This window comes from Geodermatophilus sp. CPCC 205506 (assembly GCF_051383635.1).
Taxonomy (GTDB): domain Bacteria; phylum Actinomycetota; class Actinomycetes; order Mycobacteriales; family Geodermatophilaceae; genus Geodermatophilus.
The window spans coordinates 1-17948 of record NZ_JALPKP010000043.1; the positions used below are offsets into that span (position 1 = coordinate 1).

15 protein-coding genes and 1 pseudogene are annotated in these 17948 nt (G+C 73.7%); 12 read left to right on the forward strand and 4 right to left on the reverse strand.

The annotated features are described in order from the left end of the window. Positions 1-352 (forward strand): annotated as a pseudogene (locus MY520_RS21095) (IS110 family transposase); the annotation flags it as partial. 292 nt (positions 353-644) lie between these two features. On the opposite strand, the gene MY520_RS21100 reads toward MY520_RS21095, so the two are convergent. Together MY520_RS21100 and MY520_RS21105 are read right to left on the reverse strand one after the other, a co-directional pair. Further along, a complete protein-coding gene (locus MY520_RS21100; protein ID WP_436694530.1) occupies positions 645-1088 on the reverse strand; it encodes a PPOX class F420-dependent oxidoreductase in 444 nt (147 codons plus the stop codon). A 4-nt stretch (positions 1089-1092) separates the two neighbouring features. Further along, positions 1093-1761 (reverse strand): MBL fold metallo-hydrolase, encoded by a 669-nt coding sequence (locus tag MY520_RS21105; RefSeq protein WP_436694531.1) that lies wholly within the window; start codon positions 1759-1761, stop codon positions 1093-1095. A gap of 48 nt (positions 1762-1809) precedes the next feature. On the opposite strand from MY520_RS21105, the gene MY520_RS21110 reads away from it, so the two are divergent. The 7 genes from MY520_RS21110 to MY520_RS21140 all read left to right on the forward strand — a co-directional run bounded on the left by MY520_RS21110 (position 1810) and on the right by MY520_RS21140 (position 10830). Beyond that, positions 1810-3234 carry an amidase gene (locus MY520_RS21110; protein WP_436694532.1) on the forward strand — a complete coding sequence of 475 codons (1425 nt, stop codon included), beginning with the start codon at positions 1810-1812 and terminating at the stop codon, positions 3232-3234. A gap of 127 nt (positions 3235-3361) precedes the next feature. Then, positions 3362-6253 (forward strand): excinuclease ABC subunit UvrA, encoded by a 2892-nt coding sequence (uvrA, locus tag MY520_RS21115; RefSeq protein WP_436694533.1) that lies wholly within the window; start codon positions 3362-3364, stop codon positions 6251-6253. Positions 6254-6374: 121 nt separating this feature from the next. After that, complete coding sequence (locus MY520_RS21120; RefSeq protein WP_436694534.1) at positions 6375-7355, forward strand: Bug family tripartite tricarboxylate transporter substrate binding protein; 981 nt, start codon at positions 6375-6377, stop codon at positions 7353-7355. After that, positions 7352-7921, forward strand: a complete 570-nt coding sequence (locus MY520_RS21125) for a tripartite tricarboxylate transporter TctB family protein (protein ID WP_436694535.1) — start codon at positions 7352-7354, stop codon at positions 7919-7921. Before MY520_RS21120 ends, MY520_RS21125 begins: the two co-directional genes overlap by 4 nt. Then, a complete protein-coding gene (locus tag MY520_RS21130; RefSeq protein ID WP_436694536.1) occupies positions 7922-9487 on the forward strand; it encodes a tripartite tricarboxylate transporter permease in 1566 nt (521 codons plus the stop codon). After that, complete coding sequence (locus MY520_RS21135; RefSeq protein WP_436694537.1) at positions 9488-9904, forward strand: universal stress protein; 417 nt, start codon at positions 9488-9490, stop codon at positions 9902-9904. After that, entirely contained in the window at positions 9901-10830 is a 930-nt protein-coding gene (locus MY520_RS21140; protein WP_436694538.1) for an alpha/beta fold hydrolase, read from the forward strand. Before MY520_RS21135 ends, MY520_RS21140 begins: the two co-directional genes overlap by 4 nt. A 3-nt stretch (positions 10831-10833) precedes the next feature. Here the strand turns inward: MY520_RS21140 and MY520_RS21145 are convergent, their stop codons facing one another. Both MY520_RS21145 and MY520_RS21150 read right to left on the reverse strand, forming a co-directional pair. Next, on the reverse strand, positions 10834-11703 hold the full coding sequence (locus MY520_RS21145) for an alpha/beta fold hydrolase (protein WP_436694539.1): 870 nt from the start codon (positions 11701-11703) through the stop codon (positions 10834-10836). A 40-nt stretch (positions 11704-11743) separates the two neighbouring features. Beyond that, positions 11744-12631, reverse strand: coding sequence for an alpha/beta fold hydrolase (locus tag MY520_RS21150; RefSeq protein ID WP_436694540.1), 888 nt, complete (start codon positions 12629-12631; stop codon positions 11744-11746). Positions 12632-12795: 164 nt separating this feature from the next. Between MY520_RS21150 and uvrC the strand changes: the two genes are divergently transcribed. The 4 genes from uvrC (at position 12796) to whiA (ending at position 17892) form a co-directional block, all read left to right on the forward strand. After that, positions 12796-14841, forward strand: coding sequence for an excinuclease ABC subunit UvrC (gene uvrC, locus MY520_RS21155; protein ID WP_436694541.1), 2046 nt, complete (start codon positions 12796-12798; stop codon positions 14839-14841). Next, positions 14838-15809 (forward strand): RNase adapter RapZ, encoded by a 972-nt coding sequence (rapZ, locus tag MY520_RS21160; protein WP_436694542.1) that lies wholly within the window; start codon positions 14838-14840, stop codon positions 15807-15809. Before uvrC ends, rapZ begins: the two co-directional genes overlap by 4 nt. Next, on the forward strand, positions 15809-16792 hold the full coding sequence (locus MY520_RS21165; protein ID WP_436694543.1) for a gluconeogenesis factor YvcK family protein: 984 nt from the start codon (positions 15809-15811) through the stop codon (positions 16790-16792). The genes rapZ and MY520_RS21165 overlap by 1 nt, the downstream gene beginning before the upstream one ends. Before the next feature lie 119 nt (positions 16793-16911). Continuing rightward, positions 16912-17892, forward strand: coding sequence for a DNA-binding protein WhiA (whiA, locus tag MY520_RS21170; protein WP_436694544.1), 981 nt, complete (start codon positions 16912-16914; stop codon positions 17890-17892). The last annotated feature ends 56 nt before the right edge of the window (positions 17893-17948 follow it).

A 17948-nucleotide genomic window follows, 5' to 3' on the forward strand; every position in this document is an offset into this window, starting at 1 on the left:
AGTCAACGAATCTGCCGGCCGCCCGACCGGCAAAGCGGCCAGCGGCAAGGGCAACCGCTACCTCGCTCGCGTGCTCGGCGAGGCCGCGATCGGCGCCGCCCGCACCGACACCTTCCTCGGCGAGCGCTATCGACGCATCGCCCGCCGACGAGGCAAGAACCGCGCGATCGTGGCGATCGGCCGCTCCATCCTCGTCATCGTCTGGGCCCTGCTCTCCGACGAAGACGCCCAGTTCGTCGACCTCGGCGCCGACTACTACGCCTCGAGAACCAATGCCGAGCGCAAGATCCGCCAGCACGTCCGCGAACTGCAGGAGCTCGGCTACACCGTGACCCTCAACCCAGCAGCCTGAATCAGTCGATCAGCTCACCAGCAACAATCCCGGACAGCCCCCGGGCGCTGCCCCCATGCCCAGCTGAGGTCATTTTCGGATTAGGCCGCCTTTACGGTCATCCCCTCGGACGCGCCACTCTCCGAACTGGGGCCGTTCGGCGCCGAGGGTGCTGTTCTTCACGTGGCCGGGTTAGAACCACGTCGCGTCGTCGAGACGGCCAAAGCTCCGCGCCTCGAGGTCGTGTATCAGCGACGTGAGGTCCGTCGGGTTCGATGTCCTCCCTGGACCCCCGGGGAAGAGGGTCGAGCAGTCAGCTCAGGTCGTCGGCTCCGCTCGCTGAGCTGTCGTGGACTGTCCGTCTCGTCTCGTACCAGGTGGCGCCGACCGGCTCGCCGGCCATGTTCCAGCTCCAGGAGACCTGGGGGGTGATGCGCAGGTACAGACCCGGACCCACCATTCCGACCCGCTCCACCGGACCGTCGGCCACGCCGTAGACCCGGATCCCGCGCGCGATGAACGGGTCGAAGGAGGGCAGGTCGTCCACCACCAGGGCGACCTTGCGACGTCCGGCCCGCACGTTGCCGACCTTGCGGGTCCGCAGGACGCTCGCCCCGGCGCCGCCGACCCAGAAGTGCGCACCGTCGAACTCGACGGCGACCGGTACGACGTCGGGTTGACCGTCTACACCCAGCGTCGCCAGCCGAGCGATCCCGTGGGACCGCAGGAACTCCACCTCGTCGGCCCGGAAGGTCACCGGATCACCACCCGCGGGCGCGCCACTCCCCGAGGTGCGGGCGCTCGGCGCCGAGCGTCGTGTCCTTGCCGTGGCCGGGATAGACCCAGGTGTCGTCGGGCAGCGTGCCGAACAGCCGCTGCTCGACGTCGTCGATCAGGCTGGCGAACCGCTGCGGGTCCTTCTGGGTGTTGCCGACGCCGCCGGGGAAGAGGCTGTCGCCGGTGAAGACGTGCGTGCCGGCGTCGTCCGGGCCGTGCCAGACCAGCGCGATGCTGCCCGGTGTGTGCCCGCGCAGGTGCACGACCTCGAGGGTCTGCGCGCCGACGGTCACCGTGTCGCCGTGCTCGACCGGCCGCTGCACCGGGACGGGGAGGTCGCCGGCGTCCGCCGGGTGGGCCACCGTGGTCGCGCCGGTCGCCTCCACGACCTGGGGGAGGGCGCGGTGGTGGTCCCAGTGCCCGTGCGTGGTGACGACGGTGCGCAGGTCGGTGTCGCCGATCAGGGTGCGCAGCGCGTCGGGCTCGGCGGCCGCGTCGATCAGCAGCGCCTCGCCGGTCGTGGCGCAGCGGAGCAGGTAGGCGTTGTTGGCCATCTCGCTCACCGCGAGCTTGCTGATGGTCAGCCCCGGCAGCTCCCGGACGTCGGCGGGCCCGCCCACCTCGACGTCGCCGGTGTAGGTCCCCGAGCTCATCCTGGACTCCGTTCGAGAGTGTCGGCGGCCGCGGTTACGGTCCTCGGCATGGACGCTAGCGGAGGTCTGCCGGTCGGTGCCGAGGGCCGGACGATCGTCGGCCTCCCCGCCACCGAGCTGGCCGCCCGCGTGCGTGCGGGGGAGCTGTCCGCCGTCGACGTGGTGCGCGCGCACCTCGCCCACCTCGACGAGGTGGAGGCCCGCGTCGGGGCCTTCCGGGTGGTCCGCCGGCAGGCCGCGCTGGCCGAGGCGGCTGCCGTCGACGCCGCTCCCGACCGCGGATCACTCCCGCTGGCGGGGGTGCCGATCGCGGTGAAGGACAACGTCGACGTCGCCGGCGAGGCCTGCACCGACGGCTCGCCGGCCTGCCCGAGCCGGACGGCGGCCCAGGACCACCCCGTCGTGGCCCGGCTGCGCGCCGCCGGCGCGGTCGTCGTCGGCCTCACGCGCGCCCCCGAGCTGTGCCTCTACGCCTCCACCGACGGCCCCGGCACGGTGAGCCGCAACCCCTGGGACACCGCCCGCTCGCCGGCCGGCAGCTCCGGGGGCAGCGCGGCGGCGGTCGCGTCGGGTGCGGTCCCGCTGGCGCACGGCAACGACGGCCTGGGCTCGCTGCGGCTCCCGGCGGCCGCCTGCGGCCTGGTCACGCTCAAGCCGGGCCGCGGCGTCGTCCCCGCCGGGATCGGCGCCGACGACTGGTCGGGCATGGCGGAGAACGGCGCGCTGGCGACGACGGTGGCCGACCTCGCGCTGGCCCACGCCGTGATGGCGGGGGAGGAGCCGGCACCGCCGGTCGCCCCCGATCGGCCGCTGCGCGTCGCGGTCAGCACCCGGTCGCCGCTGCCGGGGATCCGCGCCGACGGCCCGGCGCGGGCGGCGGTGGACGCCGTCGTGGGACTGCTCACCGCCGCCGGGCACACCGTCGTCCGCAGGGATCCACCGGTCAGCCCGGGTGCCGCGGCCGGAGCCGTCGCGCGGTGGATGGCCGGCGCGGCGAACGACGCCGAGCACCTCGGCATCGACCTGGCCGACCTCCAGCCGCGCAGCCGCACGCACGCCCGCATCGGGCGGGCGGTCCGCGCCGCCGGCCTGGTCCGGCCGGCCACCGCCGACCGCTTCCGGCAGCGCATGAGCGCCTTCTTCGCCGACGTCGACCTGCTGCTCAGCCCGGTGACGACCGGCCCGCCCCTGCCCGCCCGGCCGTGGCACGAGCGGTCGTTCCTGGCCAACGTGACGGCCAACGCCCGCTGGGCCCCGTGGACGGCGGCCTGGAACCTGGCCGGCCTGCCCGCGCTGGTCCTGCCCGCCGGCACCCGGCCCGAGGGGCACCCGCTGGCCGTCCAGTTCGCCGGCCCCCCAGGAGCCGAGACGCGACTACTCTGGGTCGCCGGAGAGCTGGAGCGGCGACAGCCGTGGCGCCGGTACGCGCCGGTCTTCGACCCGACTGCACCACCGGTCCCAGCACCCGCCTGAGCAAGACCGGCCCGGCACCGCCGCCGCGGCCGGCGTCGGCGCGCGACCGGGCCCGGCGTCCCCGCACCACCCGCACGGCAGCACCCCACCGGCTTGGCCTCCACCGAGCACGACCGACAGGGATCACATGGACCGCCTCGTCGTCCGCGGCGCCCGCGAGCACAATCTCAAGGACGTCCACCTCGACCTCCCCCGCGACGCGCTGATCGTGTTCACGGGGCTCTCCGGCTCGGGCAAGTCCAGCCTCGCCTTCGACACGATCTTCGCCGAGGGCCAGCGCCGGTACGTCGAGTCGCTGTCGGCCTACGCGCGGCAGTTCCTGGGCCAGATGGACAAGCCCGACGTCGACTTCATCGAGGGCCTGTCGCCCGCGGTCTCGATCGACCAGAAGTCGACCAACCGCAACCCCCGCTCGACCGTCGGCACCATCACCGAGGTCTACGACTACCTGCGGCTGCTCTACGCCCGGGCCGGCCAGCCGCACTGCCCCAACTGTGGCAAGCCGATCTCCCGGCAGACGCCGCAGCAGATCGTCGACCAGGTCCTCGAGATGGAGGAGGGCACCCGCTTCCAGGTGCTCGCGCCCGTCGTCCGCGCCCGCAAGGGCGAGTACGTCGACCTGTTCAGCTCGCTGCAGACCCAGGGCTTCTCCCGCGTGCGGGTCGACGGAACCGTGCACCCGCTGACCGAGCCGCCGAAGCTCAAGAAGCAGGAGAAGCACACGATCGAGGTGATCGTCGACCGGCTCACGGTCAAGGAGAGCGCCAAGCGCCGGCTGACCGACTCGGTGGAGACCGCCCTCGGCCTCGCCGGCGGGCTCGTCGTCCTCGACTTCGTCGACCTCCCCGACGACGACCCGCACCGCGAGCGCACCTACTCCGAGCACCTCGCCTGCGTCGACGACGGGCTGTCGTTCGAGGCGCTCGAGCCCCGGTCGTTCTCCTTCAACTCGCCGTTCGGCGCCTGCCCCGAGTGCACCGGCATCGGCACCCGCAAGGAGGTCGACCCCGAGCTGGTCATCCCCGATCCGGAGAAGAGCCTCGCGCAGGGCGCGGTCGCCCCGTGGGCCAGCTCGATGACCAACGAGTACTTCCTCCGGCTGCTCTCCGGGCTGTCGCAGCAGCTCGGCTTCTCGATGGACGACCCGTGGGAGCGGCTGCCGGCCAAGGCGCAGAAGGCGATCCTGCACGGCTCCCCGGACCAGGTGCACGTCCGCTACAAGAACCGGTACGGCCGCGAGCGCAGCTACTACGCCGCGTTCGAGGGCGTGATGCCGTTCCTCGAGCGCCGACACGAGGACACCGACAGCGACTGGGCGCGGGACAAGTACGAGGGCTACATGCGCGACGTGCCCTGTCCCGTCTGCCACGGCACCCGCCTCAAGCCCGAGATCCTCGCCGTCAAGCTCAACGGACGCTCGATCGCCGAGGTCACCAACCTCTCCATCGGTGACGCCTCCGAGTGGCTCGGCGGGCTCGAGCTGGGCGACCGGGAGCGGGCCATCGCCGACCGCGTCCTCAGGGAGATCCAGGCCCGGCTGTCCTTCCTCGTCGACGTCGGCCTCGACTACCTGTCCCTCGACCGGCCGGCCGCCACGCTCGCCGGTGGCGAGGCGCAGCGGATCCGGCTGGCCACCCAGATCGGGTCCGGGCTGGTCGGCGTCCTGTACGTCCTCGACGAGCCGTCGATCGGGCTGCACCAGCGCGACAACACCCGGCTGATCGAGACGCTCGTCCGGCTGCGCGACATGGGCAACACCCTGATCGTGGTCGAGCACGACGAGGACACGATCAAGGTCGCCGACTGGATCGTCGACATCGGCCCCGGCGCCGGTGAGCACGGCGGCGAGATCGTCGTCAGCGGCCACCTCGACGACCTGATGACGAGCGAGCGCTCGCTGACCGGGGCGTACCTGTCCGGGCGCATGGCGATCGAGATCCCGAAGGTCCGGCGCGAGCTCACGCCCGGCCGGGAGCTGGTGGTCAAGGGCGCCCGCGAGCACAACCTCCGCGGGGTCGACGTCACCTTCCCGCTCGGCTGCTTCGTCGCGGTCACCGGGGTGTCCGGATCCGGCAAGTCCACGCTGGTCAACGACATCCTGTACACGACGCTGGCCAACCAGCTCAACCGCGCGCGGATGGTCGCCGGCCGGCACCGGACCGTCACCGGCCTGGAGCACCTCGACAAGGTGGTGCACGTCGACCAGTCGCCGATCGGCCGCACGCCCCGGTCCAACCCGGCCACCTACACCGGGGTCTGGGACCACGTGCGCAAGCTGTTCGCCAGCACCACCGAGGCGAAGATGCGCGGCTACCTGCCCGGCCGGTTCTCGTTCAACGTCAAGGGCGGACGCTGCGAGGCGTGCTCCGGCGACGGCACCCTGAAGATCGAGATGAACTTCCTGCCGGACGTCTACGTGCCGTGCGAGGTGTGCAAGGGGGCCCGGTTCAACCGGGAGACCCTCGAGGTGCACTACAAGGGCAAGACCGTCGCCGAGGTCCTCGACATGCCGATCGAGGAGGCGGCCGACTTCTTCGCGGCCATCCCGGCGATCGCCCGCTACCTGCGCACCCTCACGGAGGTCGGCCTGGGCTACGTGCGGCTGGGCCAGCCGGCGACCACGCTGTCCGGCGGCGAGGCGCAGCGGGTCAAGCTGGCCAGCGAGCTGCAGAAGCGCTCCAACGGCCGCAGCATCTACGTCCTCGACGAGCCGACCACCGGCCTGCACTTCGAGGACATCCGCAAGCTGCTGCTGGTGCTGCAGGGCCTGGTCGACAAGGGCAACTCGGTGGTCGTCATCGAGCACAACCTCGACGTGATCAAGAGCGCCGACTGGCTCATCGACATGGGCCCCGAGGGCGGGTTCCGCGGCGGCACGGTCGTCGCCGAGGGGCCGCCGGAGTTCGTCGCCGGCGTGCCGGAGAGCCACACCGGCCGGTACCTGGCGAAGATCCTCGACCCGGACGCCGTCGCCGCCGCGGCCGCGCCGAAGAAGCGGGTCCGCAAGAAGGCCAGCTGAGGCGGGCCCGGAGCCGTCCCCCACCGGGCGGCTCCGGGGCCCGGACGTCCGGCTGACGCGCTGGGCGGTGCGCGGCTAGGGTGCAGGTGACCGCGGTCACGTCCCCGGGAGGCCGGCAGCCGTGCTCACCCGAAGATCCCTCCTCGCCGGCCTCGTCGCCGCGCCGGCCCTGAGCGCGCTGGCGTCCTGCGCGGGGACGGTGGTCCAGCCCGGCGACCTCTCCCGGCTGCGGATCATGGCCCCGGCCAGCCCCGGCGGCGGCTGGGACACGACCGCCCGCGTGATGCAGCGGACCATCCAGAGCAGCGGCCTGGCCCGCAACGTGCAGGTGTTCAACGTCGAGGGCGCCGGCGGGGTGATCGGCCTGGGCCAGCTCAGCCGGGAGGACGACGACGCCCTGCTGATGATGATGGGGCTGGTCATGGTCGGCGCCGTCGACACCAACGACTCGTCCACCCGGCTCACCGACGTCACGCCCATCGCCCGGCTGATCGGCGAGACCGAGCTGATCGTCGCCCCGGCCGATGCGCCGTTCGACGACATCGCCGGCTTCGTCGAGGTCTGGGCGGCCGACCCCGCCGCGACGCCGATCGCCGGCGGCTCGGCCGGCGGCACCGACCAGATCCTCGCCGGCCTGCTCGCCGTGGCCGCCGGCATCGACCCCGGGCAGATCAACTACATCCCGTACTCCGGCGGGGGTGAGTCGCTGTCGGCGCTGCTCGGCGGCCAGGTCACGGCCGGCATCTCCGGCACCGCCGACTACGGGCCGCAGGTCGCCTCCGGCGACCTCAAGGGATTGGCGGTCTCCACGGCCGAGCGCAGCGACCAGGTCCCCGACGTCCCCACGCTGATCGAGTCGGGGTTCGACGTCGAGGTGTCCAACTGGCGTGGCGTGATGGCCCGCCCCGGCATGAGCGACTCCGCCCGCGAGGACCTCATCCAGCTGGTCGTCGACACGCATGACAGCGACGAGTGGGCCGAGGCGCTGGAGAACAACGGCTGGGACGACCTGCTGCTCACCGGGGAGGAGTACGGCGAGTTCCTCGCCGCGGAGGAGACGCGGGTGCGCGAGATCCTGGTGCAGATCGGCCTGGTGCAGTGAGCGCGCGGGAGCCCGCGCCCGCCCCGCCGGGCGGCGACGAGTCACCGGCCGCGACGCCCGCGCCGGAGCAGACCGGCCGGAACAACGGCGAGCTGGCGCTGACCGTCCTGCTGGGCGCGCTCGGCGTCTACCTCGTCCTGGACGCCGGCAGCATCGCCGTGCCCGGATCGGCGAGCAACGTCGGACCGCGGTTCTTCCCCTACCTCGTCGGCGGCCTGATCATCGCCACCGCGCTGGCGCTGGGCGTGCGGGTGTTCCGCGGCGACCGGGGGCCCGCCGACGAGAGCGAGGACGTCGACCTCACGGTCGGCACGGACTGGCGCGCGGTCGGCATCATCGCCGTCGCCTTCCTGGCCCACGCCCTGCTGATCAACGTCGTCGGCTGGCCGCTGGCGGTCACCCTGATGTTCGGCACGGTCGCCTGGGCCCTCGGTGCCCGGGGCATCGTCCGGCCGCTGATCGTCGGGGGGATCACCTCGATCGTCGTCTGGATCGTCTTCGTCAAGGCGCTGAACGTGGCGCTGCCCGGCGGGACGCTCCTCGAGCTGGCGACGGGCTGGTTCTAGATGGACGCGCTCTCCGACCTCGCCGGCGGCTTCGCGGACGCGCTGACCCCCATCAACCTGCTGTTCGCCTTCATCGGCGTGCTGCTGGGGACGGCGGTCGGCGTCCTCCCCGGCATCGGTCCGGCGATGACGGTGGCCCTGCTGCTGCCGGTCACCTATGTCCTCGAGCCGACCAGCGCGTTCATCATGTTCGCCGGCATCTACTACGGCGGCATGTACGGCGGGTCGACGACGTCGATCCTGCTGAACACCCCCGGCGAGGCCAGTTCGATCATGACCGCGCTCGAGGGCAACAAGATGGCCAAGGCCGGCCGTGGGGCCGCGGCCCTGGCGACCGCGGCGATCGGCTCCTTCGTGGCGGGCACGATCGCCACCTTGCTGCTCGCCCTGGTGGCGCCGGTCGTCGTCGACCTCGCCATCGGGATCACCGCGGCGGACTACTTCGCGCTGGCCGTGTTCGCCTTCGTCGCGGTGGCCACGGTGCTCGGTGCGTCCCCGCTGCGCGGCCTGGCCTCCCTCGGCATCGGGCTCTACCTCGGGCTGGTCGGCACCGACGTCCTCACCGGGCAGGAGCGCTTCACCCTCGGCGTCCCGCAGCTGAACGACGGCATCGACGTCGTCGTCGTGGCGGTGGCCCTGTTCGCCGTCGGGGAGGCGCTCTACGTCGCCTCCCGGCTGCGGCACGGGCCCGTGGAGGTGATGGCGGCGTCCGGCCGGTACATGACCGGGGAGGACCTCCGCCGCTCCTGGAAACCGTGGCTGCGCGGCACCGCCCTCGGGTTCCCGTTCGGGGCGCTGCCGGCCGGCGGCGCCGAGATCCCGACGTTCCTCTCCTACGCCGCCGAGCGGAAGCTGACCAAGCACCCCGAGCAGTTCGGGAAGGGCGCGATCGAGGGCGTGGCCGGGCCGGAGGCGGCGAACAACGCCGCGGCCGCCGGCGTCCTGGTGCCCCTGCTCACCCTCGGGCTGCCGACGTCGGCCACGGCGGCGATCCTGCTGGCCGCGTTCCAGGGCTACGGCATCCAGCCGGGCCCGACCCTGCTGACCACCGAGTCCACCCTGGTCTGGACCCTCATCGCGGCCCTGTTCATCGGCAACACGATGCTGCTGGTGCTCAACCTGCCGCTGGCCGGCGTGTGGGTGAAGCTGCTGCGCATCCCGCGCCCGTACCTGTACGCGGGCATCCTGCTGTTCGCCTCGCTCGGGTGCTACGCGGTGAACGCCGACCCGCTCGACCTCGTGCTGCTGCTCCTGCTCGGCGGGCTCGGGTTCGTCATGAGGCGCTACGGCTGGCCGGTGGCGCCGGCGGTGATCGGCCTGATCCTCGGGCCGATCGCCGAGACCAACCTCCGGCGGGCCCTGGCCATCAGCGGCGGGGACCTCAGCGTCCTCGTCGACACCTGGTTCAGCCGGATCGTGCTGCTGCTGGCCCTCCTGGCGCTCGTCGTGCCGATCGTGCTGCGCGTCGTCCGCGGCCGCCGCGCGACCCCCGAGGAGGTGCAGGAGAGCGGCGAGCTGCGCCACCGCGACACCGCGGCGGCCAACCGCGAGGGAGGGGAGGGCTGAGTGAGCGGGGTCGTGGTGGTGGGCGTCGTCGCCAACCCGCGGGGTGAGGCGGCGCTGGAGCACGCCGTCGTCGAGGCCCAGCGGCGGGACGCGCGGCTGGTGGTGGTCAACAGCTCGCGCGGGGACGCGCTCGTCGACGAGGAGTTCCTCCAGGGCGACCGCCTGCAGCGGCTGCACACCGACCTCGCCGCGGCCGGGGTCGTGTTCGAGGTCCGCCAGCCGGTCCGGGGGAGGGACGTGGCCGAGGAGTTGGCCGCCGTGGTCGAGGAGACCGGGGCGGAGCTGCTGGTCATCGGGCTGCGCAAGCGCTCGGCGGTGGGCAAGCTGCTCATGGGCAGCGCCGCCCAGCGGATCCTGCTGGACGTCGACTGCCCGGTCCTGGCGGTGAAGAACCCACCTGGAGAGGCCCCCCGATGACGGCGACGTCAGACGAACTGCGGCAGCTGGAGGCCCCCGACGGCGTCCGCCTGGTCTACCGGCGCTGGCTGCCCGACGGCGACGTCCGCGGCACCGTCCAGATCGTCCACGGCGCCTCGGAGCACTCCGGCCGGTACGGCCGCCTGGCGGCGGCGCTGACCGGCCGCGGCCTGGCCGTGTACGCCCTCGACCTCCGGGGACACGGCCGGACGGCGGAGAGCAGCGGGGTCGGCCGGTTCGGGGGCTCCGGAGGCGCCGGGGTGGACAGCCTCCTGGGGGACGTCCGGGCCCTGCAGCGGGTGATGGCCGAGCAGCAGCCCGGCGTGCCACGGGTGCTCGTAGGCCACTCGATGGGCTCGATCGTCGCGCTCGCCGCCGCGGAGCGGGACGGCGGCGACCTCGCCGGCCTGGTGTTGTCCGGGCCGGTCGGGGTGGCCCCGCACCTCGCCGACACGGTCGCCGCCCTGGACGAGGCCGTCGCGGCGGGAGCCGGCGAGCACGCCCTCGACGCGCTGGGCGCCTTCAACGAGGCCTTCGAGCCGGCCCGCACCCGCTTCGACTGGCTCTCCCGCGACCCCGCCGAGGTCGACGCGTACGTCACCGACCCGCTGTGCGGGGACGAGATGCCGCTGACCGCGGGCTACGCCGCCGGCGTCTTCGGCCTGGCCGTCGGATCGGTGACCCCCGACGCGCTCGCGACGATCCCCGACGGACTGCCGGTCCTGCTGCTGGCCGGCAGCCGGGACCCGGTCGGCGGGGTCGACGCCGGCCAGGTCACCGCACTCGCCGACCTGCTCCGGGCCCGGGGCCTGCCGGTCGAGCTGCACGTCTACGACGACGCCCGCCACGAGGTCTTCAACGAGACCAACCGCGACGAGGTGACCGGCGACCTGCTGGCCTGGCTGGACGGCCGGATCCCCGGCTGAGCGTCACCCCTCCCGGCGGGCCGGCGCCGCGCGGTCGTGGTCCGCCGCCCGCGGGTGCGGCGTCCCGATGCCGGCCTCGACCTCCTGCCAGAACGTGTCGACGCGGGCGTTCCACCGGTCGGGGACCTCCTGGAAGGGCTGGTGCGCCTCGGTCGCCCACACCTCGAACTGCGCCCCGGGGACCGCCTCGGCGACGGCCTGCCCCAGCGGCGGGCGGGCGACCACGTCGACCCCACCGGCGAGCACCAGCGTCGGCGCCGTGATCCGGGGCAGCCCCGCCGTGCCGTCGTGGTCGAGGAACGCGTCGAGGTAGCGCTGCAGGTCCTCCGGCGCCTGCTTGTGCGGGAAGGCGAGCACCTCCTCGATGAAGGCCGCGACGGTGCCGTCGTCGTGCGCCCGTGCCGTGTAGATGTCGAGGAAGAAGCCCTCGAGGAAGTCGCGCTCGCTCCAGTCGACCGCCGCCAGCCGCTGGACGAACCGCAGCCACGTGCTCAGGTAGCGGTCCGGCACCGGCCAGGTGCTCTGCAGCACCAGGCTGCGCACCAGGTCGGGACGGCGCAGCGCCAGCTCCTGGCTGACGATGCTGCCGCCGGAGAACCCCGCCACGTGCGCCGACGCGATCCCGAGGCCGTCCAGGACGTCGGCGGCGTCGTCGGCCATCGTGGCCACGCTCACCCGGCCGCGGGGCATCGCCGTCCGCCCGGCGCCGCGGTTGTCGAAGGCGGTCAGCCGGTAGCGGTCGGCCAGCCCGTCGAGCTGGAACTGCCATGACTCGACGGTGTCCCCGGCGCCGCCGATCAGCAGGACGTCAGGCCCCTGCCCGACCTGCTCGGTCCAGATGTCGAGCTCCCGGACCCGGATGTGCCGGCCCATCTCCGGCCTCCTCTCTCCGGCGCCGCGGTGGGCGGGCCGGTCAACCGCCGCGGGCGGAGGGTGCCGGGGGCCGGTCCGGCGACGGGTGTTCGTCGTCCGCCGCCCGGGGGTGCGGCGTCCCGGCGCGGGCCGCGACCTCCTGCCAGAACGCGTCCACGCGGGCGTTCCACCGGTCCGGGACCTCCTGGAAGGGCTGGTGTGACTCGGTCTCCCACACCTCGAAGCGCGCCCCGGGGATCAGGTCGGCGACCGCCCGGCCGAGGTGCGGTCGTGCGGTGGGGTCGACACCCCCCGCCAGCACCAGCGTCGGCGCGCTGATGCCGGGCAGCCGCTCGGTGCTGTCGTAGTGCCAGATGTCGGCGAGGAAGCGGTGCACGTCCTCCGCCGACTGCTTGTGGGGGAAGGCGACCACCTCGTCGATGAAGGCTGCGACGGTGCCGTCGTTGTGCGCGCGGGGCGTGTAGATCCACAGGAAGAACGACTCGAGGAAGGTGCGCTCGTCGGAGGCGTTGTCGACCAGCCACTCGACGAAGTGTCCCCATGCGCGGAAGTACGGATCGAGCGCCGCCCACGTGCTCTGCAGCACCAGGCTGCGGACCAGGTCGGGACGGCGCAGTGCCAGCTCCTGGCTGATGAGGCTGCCACCCGAGAAGCCCGCGACGTGCGCGGACCCGATGCCGAGGGCGTCGAGGACGGCGGCCGCGTCGTCGGCCATCCCCGCCACGGTGGCTCCCTCGGCCGGCATCGGGGTCCGCCCGGCGCCGCGGTTGTCGAAGGCGGTCAGCCGGTAGCGGTCGGCCAGGCCGTCGAGCTGGAACTGCCAGGACTCGACGGTGTCGCCGAGACCACCGATCAGCAGGACGTCGGGCCCCTGCCCGACCTGCTCGGTCCAGATCTGCCGGTCGCCCGCACGGACGTGTGCACCCATGGAGGGGCCCTCTCGCCTGCCCCCGTGCGGAACCAGGCTGGGACCCGGGCGGCGGGGCTGTCAACGGCCGGGCGGGCGGCGGAATCACATCCGTGTGGTCCCTGTGACGGTTCCCGCGCCCCGGGGTGGGCGGACCGTCGTCCCCCCGACCTAACCTGGGCTCCATGCCGGACCCGTCCACGTACCGACCGGCGGTCGGCAGCATCCCGGAGTCGCCGGGGGTCTACAGGTTCCGCGACCCCGGCGGCCGGGTCATCTACGTCGGCAAGGCCAAGAGCCTCCGCCAGCGGCTGAACAGCTACTTCGCCGACGTCGCCGGCCTGCACCCGCGCACCCGCCAGATGGTCACGACGGCGGCCAGCGTGGAGTGGACCGTCGTCGGCACCGAGGTCGAGGCGCTCCAGCTCGAGTACAACTGGATCAAGGAGTTCGACCCGCGGTTCAACGTCCGCTACCGCGACGACAAGAGCTACCCGTCGCTGGCCGTGACGCTGAACGAGGAGTACCCGCGGCTGCAGGTCATGCGCGGGCCGAAGAAGAAGGGCGTCCGCTACTTCGGCCCCTACGCGCACGCGTGGGCGATCCGCGAGACCCTCGACACCCTCACCCGGGTCTTCCCCGCGCGCACCTGCAGCAACGGCGTCTTCAAGCGGGCCGGGCAGATCGGCCGGCCGTGCCTGCTCGGCTACATCGGCAAGTGCGCCGCGCCCTGCGTGGGCCGCGTCTCCGCCGAGGAGCACCGCGAGATCGTCGACGACTTCTGCGACTTCATGGCCGGCCGCACCGAGCAGATGGTCAAGCGGCTGGAGCGGGAGATGGCCGCCGCCGCGGAGGCGATGGAGTACGAGAAGGCCGCCCGGCTGCGCGACGACCTGGGGGCCCTGCGGCGGGCCCTGGAGAAGCAGGCCGTCGTCCTGGGCGACGGCACCGACGCCGACGTCGTCGCCTTCGCCCAGGACGAGCTCGAGGCCTCGGTGCAGGTCTTCCACGTCCGCGGCGGGCGGGTTCGCGGCCAGCGCGGGTGGATCGTCGACAAGGTGGAGGCGGTCACCACCGGCGAGCTGGTCGAGCAGTTCCTGCTGCAGGTCTACGGCGGGGTCGACGAGCAGACCGGCGTCGGCGAGGCGGGGGAGGCCGTGCCCCGCGAGGTGCTCGTCCCCGAGCTCCCCGACGACGCCGACGTCTACGCCGACCTGCTCAGCGAGCTCCGCGGCTCGCGGGTCTCGCTGCGGGTGCCGCAGCGCGGCGACAAGCGGGCGCTGCTGGAGACGGTGGAGCGCAACGCCAAGGAGGCCTTCGCCCGGCACCGGGTGAAGCGGGCCAGCGACCTCACCGCCCGGTCCCTGGCGCTCTCGGAGCTGCAGGAGGCGCTCGAGCTGCCCGACGCGCCGCTGCGCATCGAGTGCATCGACGTCTCCCACGTCCAGGGCACCAACGTGGTGGCCTCGATGGTGGTCTTCGAGGACGGCCTGGCGAAGAAGTCCGACTACCGCCGGTTCAGCGTCACCAACGGAACCGACGACACCGCGGCGATGGCCGAGGTCGTCCGGCGGCGGTTCGCCCGGCACCTCAAGGAGGAGGCCGACCGTCGGGACGAGCAGGGCGTCGCCGCGGAGGAGGGCCGGCCGCGCCGGTTCGCGTACCCGCCGAACCTGCTCGTCGTCGACGGCGGTGCGCCGCAGGTGGCGGCGGCCGCGCGCTCGCTGGACGAACTGGGCGTCGTCGACGTCGCCGTCTGCGGGCTGGCCAAGCGGATGGAGGAGGTGTGGCTGCCCAACGAGCGCGACCCGGTGATCCTGCCGCGCACCTCCGAGGCGCTGTACCTGTTGCAGCGGGTCCGCGACGAGGCCCACCGGTTCGCCATCACCTATCACCGGCAGAAGCGGTCCACCGGCATGCTGGTCTCCCTGTTGGACGACGTCCCCGGCCTCGGGGAGACGCGGCGGAAGGCGTTGATGAAGCAGTTCGGATCCCTCAAGCGGCTGCGCGCGGCCACGGTCGAGGAGCTCATGGCCGTGCCCGGCATCGGACGTCGGACGGCGGAGGCGGTGCAGGCCGCGGTCGCGGAGCCGGCGGAGACACCGCCGGCTCCCGACGCCGCCTCGGACGACGTCGTGGCGACGACCACCGCGCCGCAGGGGCCCGCCGATCGCGGCACGCCCCGACCCGACGCCGGTGCCACGGCCGAGGTCGGACGTGTGGCCTCGTGAGCGAGCTGACCCGCGCGTCCGGCGGCGGCGTCCTCGGCACGCCGCCGGGCGCGCCCGGGCACCCGCACACCGACGTGCCGCCGCCGATCGACCCGACGTCGACCGAGACCCAGCCGCTGGACGTCGTCGTCGTCACCGGGCTGTCCGGCGCCGGCAAGAACAGCGCCGGCCGGGTGCTGGAGGACCTCGGCTTCTTCGTCGTGGAGAACCTCCCGCCGGCGCTGCTGCTGCCGATGGTCGAGCTGGGCGCGCGCGGCGACGTCCGCCGGTTCGCCGCCGTGGTCGACGTGCGCAGCCGGGCGTTCTCCAGCGACCTGCAGGAGGCGATCCGGGTGCTGGCCGAGGTGGGCCACCGGCCGCGGGTGGTCTACGTGCACGCCCGCGACGAGGTGCTGGTGCGCCGCTACGAGTCCAACCGGCGCGAGCACCCGCTGCAGGACGGCGGCACGCTCATCGACGGGATCACCGCCGAGCGCGCACTGCTGACCGGGATCGCCGGTGAGGCCGACCTGTGGGTCGACACCAGCGACCTCAACGTCCACCAGCTGCGCGCCACGCTGGAGAACTCCTTCGCCCACGAGGGCCAGGCGCCACCGCTCACCGCGACGGTGCTCAGCTTCGGCTTCAAGTACGGGCTTCCGCTGGACGCCGACCTCGTGATCGACGCCCGCTTCCTGCCCAACCCGCACTGGCTGCCGGAGCTGCGCCCGCACACCGGTCAGGACCCGGACGTGCGCGACTACGTCCTCGGCCAGGAGGACGCCGGAGCGTTCCTCGACCGCTACCTCGACGTGCTGCGGCTGCTGATCCCCGGCTACCGGCGGGAGGGCAAGCGCTACCTGACCCTCGCCGTCGGCTGCACCGGCGGCAAGCACCGCAGCGTGGCGATCGCCGAGGAGTTCGCCCGCCGGCTGACCGCCGACGGCGTCGCGGCGGCCGTCCAGCACCGCGACCTGGGCCGCGAGTAGTGGGCGCCGCACCCGAGGGTCCGGAGGCGTCGTCCGGGCGGCCGCCCCGCGTTGTCGCCTTCGGCGGTGGGCACGGCCTGGCCGCCGCGCTGGCCGCGTGGCGACGGATCACCCCCGCGCTCACCGCCGTGGTCACCGTGGCCGACGACGGCGGCTCCTCCGGCCGGATCCGCCGCGAGATGCCGGTGCTGCCGCCGGGGGACCTGCGCATGGCGCTGGCCGCCCTGGCCGACCAGGCCGAGGACACCCGCCGGATGGCGGCGCTGCTGCAGCACCGGTTCGGCGGCACCGGCGTGCTGGCGGGGCACCCGGTGGGGAACCTCGTGCTCACCGGCCTGACCGAGCTGCACGACGGGGACGCCGTCGCGGCGCTGGACGACCTCTGCCGGCTGCTCGGCGCCCGCGGCCGGGTGCTGCCGATGGCCGACGTCCCGCTCGACCTCGTCGCGCGGGTGGAGAGCACCGACCCCGACGACCCGGCCCGCACCCGCACCATCCGCGGGCAGGTGGCCATCGCCAGCACGCCCGGCCGGGTGCGGGACATCCTGGTCTCCCCGCCGGACCCGCCGGTGAGCGCCGCGGTGCTCGACGCCATCGCCGCGGCCGACGTCGTGTCGCTCGGTCCCGGCTCCTGGTACACCTCCGTGCTGCCGCACCTGCTGGTGCCCCGGCTGCGGGCCGCGCTGGCCGCCAGCAGGGCCCGCGTGGTCGTCGTCCTCAACCTGGAACCGCAGCCGGGGGAGACCGACGGCTTCTCGCCGGAGGAGCACCTGGCGGTGCTGCGCGCCCATCTGGGCGGAGTGGCGCTGCACACGGTGATTGCCGATGTCGACTCGGTTGTTGACCGCTGTGGTCTCCTTTCTGCGGTGCGTGAGTGCGGCGCGGAGCTGGTCCTGGCTCCCGTCGCCGAGCTCGACGGCGCTCCGCGGCACGACCCGGCCCGCCTGGCGGCGGCGCTCGGGTCCGCCGTCGGGGAGGCGTAGGGCATGGAAGGGAGCTGCCGGGTACGGCAACGCCGAGTACCGGTGACGGTACGAGGGGAAGAAGAGGGGACGTCGCACATGGGGCCTGGTAACCCCGGGGGAACGTGGGGGTGGACGGCATGGCGATGACGGCCATGGTCAAGGACGAGCTGTCGCGGGTGGAGTGCACCAAGACCTCCGAGCGCAAGGCGGAGGTCACCGCCCTGCTGCGCTTCAGCGGCGGGCTGCACATCGTCGGTGGCCGCGTGGTCATCGAGGCCGAGCTGGACACCGGCTCGGTGGCCCGCCGGCTGCGCCGTGACATCAGCGAGGTCTACGGCTACACCAGCGGCGTGAGCGTGCTCGCCGGCGGCAACATCCGCCGCGGCGTCCGCTATCTCGTCCGGATCGCCAAGCACGGCGAGGGGCTGGCCCGGCAGACCGGGCTGGTCGACCAGCGCGGTCGCCCGGTGCGCGGCCTGCCGCCGTCGGTCGTCTCCGGCGGGATCAACGACGCCGAGGCCGCCTGGCGGGGCGCCTTCCTCGCCCACGGCTCGCTCACCGAGCCCGGCCGCTCCTCCTCGCTCGAGGTCACCTGCCCCGGTCCCGAGGCCGCGATGGCCCTGGTCGGCGCGGCGCGGCGGCTGGGCATCGCCGCCAAGGCCCGGGAGGTGCGCGGCGCCGACCGGGTGGTCGTCCGGGACGGCGACGCGATCAGCGCGCTGCTGACCCGCATGGGCGCGCACGACGCGGTGCTGGCCTGGGAGGAGCGGCGGATGCGCCGCGAGGTCCGGGCGACGGCCAACCGGCTGGCCAACTTCGACGACGCCAACCTGCGCCGCTCGGCCCGCGCTGCGGTGGCCGCCAGCGCCCGCGTGGAGCGCGCCCTGGAGATCCTCGCCGGCGACGCCCCGGAGCACCTGTTGGTAGCCGGCCGGCTGCGGCTGGAGTTCGGCCAGGCCTCGCTGGAGGAGCTCGGCCAGCGCGCCGACCCGCCGATGACCAAGGACGCCGTGGCCGGCCGGATCCGCCGGCTGCTGGCGATGGCCGACAAGCGGGCCAAGGACCTCGGCATCCCCGACACCGAGTCGGTGGTCACCGAGGACATGCTCGCCCAGTAGGAGGACCACCCTTCCCCCCACGCCTCGCTCGGCGCGGGACCCTGGAGGGTGGCCGT

Bases quoted from the DNA above. Each gene is read 5' to 3' on its own strand.
- MY520_RS21105 (WP_436694531.1), bottom strand. From the start codon at position 1,761: ATGAGCTCGGGGACCTACACCGGCGACGTCGAGGTGGGCGGGCCCGCC.
- MY520_RS21110 (WP_436694532.1), top strand. From the start codon at position 1,810: ATGGACGCTAGCGGAGGTCTGCCGGTCGGTGCCGAGGGCCGGACGATC.
- uvrA (WP_436694533.1), top strand. From the start codon at position 3,362: ATGGACCGCCTCGTCGTCCGCGGCGCCCGCGAGCACAATCTCAAGGAC.
- MY520_RS21130 (WP_436694536.1), top strand. From the start codon at position 7,922: ATGGACGCGCTCTCCGACCTCGCCGGCGGCTTCGCGGACGCGCTGACC.
- MY520_RS21140 (WP_436694538.1), top strand. From the start codon at position 9,901: ATGACGGCGACGTCAGACGAACTGCGGCAGCTGGAGGCCCCCGACGGC.
- MY520_RS21145 (WP_436694539.1), bottom strand. From the start codon at position 11,703: ATGGGCCGGCACATCCGGGTCCGGGAGCTCGACATCTGGACCGAGCAG.
- MY520_RS21150 (WP_436694540.1), bottom strand. From the start codon at position 12,631: ATGGGTGCACACGTCCGTGCGGGCGACCGGCAGATCTGGACCGAGCAG.
- uvrC (WP_436694541.1), top strand. From the start codon at position 12,796: ATGCCGGACCCGTCCACGTACCGACCGGCGGTCGGCAGCATCCCGGAG.
- whiA (WP_436694544.1), top strand. From the start codon at position 16,912: ATGGCGATGACGGCCATGGTCAAGGACGAGCTGTCGCGGGTGGAGTGC.